The following is a 577-nucleotide window of genomic DNA, read 5'->3' on the forward strand; positions in this document are numbered from 1 at the left end:
CTGTGTCGCCAAAATCAAATGAACGCCGAGGCTTCGTCCGATACGCGCGGCACTGACAAGCTCCCTGATAAAATCAGGCTCCTCGCTTTTCAGCTCGGCAAACTCATCAGAAATTAAGAACAAGTGAGGCATCGCCACTTCTGCTTTCCCTTGCTTGTACAGCTTTGTATAGTCATTGATGTGATTGACTTGATACTGGTCAAACAGGCGCTGCCTTTTTTTCAGCTCGCTTTTAATGGAAGCAAGCGCACGCATACTGAAGTTTTTGCTTCCTTCAATATTTGTGATCGTGCCGAGGAGGTGGGGAATGTTGCGGAACGGCTGCGCCATTCCTCCGCCTTTATAGTCAATTAGTAAGAAAGCCGCTTCATGCGGATGAAAATGCACTGCAAGTGACAAGATGTAGGTCTGGAGAAATTCACTTTTCCCTGATCCCGTTGTCCCCGCAAGCAAGCCGTGCGGACCGTGTGCTTTTTCGTGAAGGTTCAGATACACAATGTCATCTTTCCCTTTATAGCCGATCGGCACTGACAGCGACTTCGACGATTCACTTGTCAGCCATCTTTGCTGAATGCCG

Annotated in this window: 1 protein-coding gene; it reads right to left on the reverse strand. The window is 48.5% G+C overall.

The window, feature by feature from the left end; translation table 11 throughout:
- Nucleotides 1–577 (reverse strand): FtsK/SpoIIIE domain-containing protein (locus ACWHAR_RS30145; RefSeq protein ID WP_452088811.1); only part of this gene is annotated, 577 nt, incomplete at both ends.

The sequence above is a fragment of the Bacillus sp. LR--39 genome (assembly GCF_053613335.1).